Annotated in this window: 1 protein-coding gene; it reads left to right on the plus strand. The window is 60.3% G+C overall.

The features are described 5' to 3' along the window. Positions 1-2,016 (plus strand): transposase (locus Q0106_RS11840; RefSeq protein WP_297613274.1); only part of this gene is annotated, 2,016 nt, incomplete at its 5' end. Positions 2,017-2,089 lie beyond the last annotated feature (73 nt).

Below are 2,089 nucleotides of genomic sequence, written 5' to 3' on the forward strand. Positions count from 1 at the left end.
ATGATTGAAAATCTCCCTGCCATTCAGACGGCAGTCCGGGAGTTTGACCGCTCTGTCGGCGTCTACGGCGACTTCCTCAGCCTCGATATTCTGTCGCAGGTACGCACGCTCTGCAAAGATCTCGTGCGATTCAGCAAGGATGCCTGCCAGTACCGGCAGCAGATTTTCGGCAGGAGCAGCGAGGCTCTGAAGCCTGCTCCTAAACCGGAGGAAGGCAAGGCGGCGCTTGATGAGGCCAGAAAGACCTTCAGCAGCCTTGAGAACAGCATGAGGCAGATGAGGCGGCAGGTGCAGGCAACGATCCAGGCCGCCGAAGGACTGCCCGCAGATGCGACGTTTAAGCGCGCTGCGGCCAACATAGAAAAGAGCATGAAGATGCGCCCGGCGGCGCTCATCCCTCAGAAGCCCGCGGGAAGGCGGGTTACGCACCCCGATATCCCGCATAAGACGCGGGAGGCCCGGGCAGGAGCCCATGAAAAGTGCCGCAAGTGCGGCAGCGGGAAGCTCGAGCCGATTGCGGAGATCAAGGAACGGCTGCTGACGAAGCATGCGGCGCTGGGAGCCCGGATCGAGCAGATTGAGACCCGGCAGGACCTCATGGTTTGCAGGGCTTGCGGCCATGCGCATATTGTGACGGCCGAAGACCTGCCCCTGCCGATTGTGCCCAACCGCAGCATTGCCATTGCGCAGATGGTGGACAGCGCATTCGAACTGGCTCAGGGCACGCCGCTGGCGCGGAGCACCGATGAAATGAAGGAAGCCGGGCAGCTCGGCAACGACACCATTCCCCGGAATTTCCGGGACTTTGCTGAGATCTATCTCAAGCCGCTGGACGAGGAATTCCGGAAGGACCTCGAAACCCGTGCAGTAGTTTGTGCCGACGAAACGACCTTCGACACCAAGGAGGCTCAGGGCGGCGGGCACGTCTCGAAGAAGAACGACAAGGCCGCCTGCGAAAACGAAACAGCCTTCGACAAGAAGGAAGACGACGCTGAGGAGGAATCGCACTCCTCACAGTGCTACCTGCTTGCCATGACCACGCCGGCAGAGGCTGACAATCCGATCGTGCACTACTCCTTCCTGCGCACGAGGAGCAAGGCGAGTCTGCGCAAGCTCATGAACGACCTGAAGTGCGACGTACTCGTAAGCGATGGGTATTCGGCCTATCAAAGCATGATCAACGAGGGCTTCGGGCGAGAGAACCGCGCGCAGCGCCAAAGCTGCCTCACGCACTTTCGCCGCGTCGTCTGCCAGGCGCTCGGCTCCGAACTCCTGCGGCAGCAGGCCGAGGCCATGAGCGACGAGGAGCTCGTGAAGATCAGCGCCGAAAATTTGAAGAAGGATGACCCGGACCGGCTTCTGCTGATCGTGCTTGCAGGGATCGGAGAAATCTATGCCCTGGAGAAGCGCTGCAGCCGCAAGGAAGGTGAAAGCGAAGCAGACTGGCTCAAACGCAGAGAGAGAGAACGGAAAGACCTGTCTGCCGACCTGATGAATGACATCGACGACCTCATGATGGAGCTGAGCAAGGGACGGCTGATTCAGAACAAGCGGGGCGGCGGCTGGAGAGCCGCAAGCAGAGCAGATCGATATGCCGAGCCCTGCCGCTACTACATGAATCAGAGGGAGAACCTCAGGGTATTTCTGAGCGACTCCCGTGTGCCGCCGTCCTCGGACATCGTGGAGGGACGCATCCGGCCGCTGACGGTGCTGCGCAAGAACATCTACTTTATGCAGACCGTGCGGGGCATGAAGGCATGCGCCCATGCGCTTTCCGTGGTGCAGACCGGCCGCCTGAACGACTTCGACGTACGCCGCTGGCTGCTCGACTACAGCCGAGCACTCTACCTGTATTGCGTGGAGGAGGCCTGGAGCCAGGCGCTCTACGATGGGAAGGACCCGAACCGCCGGATCATGAAGTACGACATGGAAGAGCTGCAGAAGGGCTTTGACTTTGCCGCATGGCTCCCCGCTCGATGCGCTGACAAGTACCGGCGCAAGCGCAGCGCAGACTGATCCACCTAAAAGCGAAAGGGCGCTCTACCGAGCGCCCAAATTTTTTGCGTTTTCGTACGGATGGGATCCTTAC

It is taken from the genome of uncultured Sutterella sp. (assembly GCF_937923675.1).
GTDB lineage: Bacteria > Pseudomonadota > Gammaproteobacteria > Burkholderiales > Burkholderiaceae_F > Sutterella.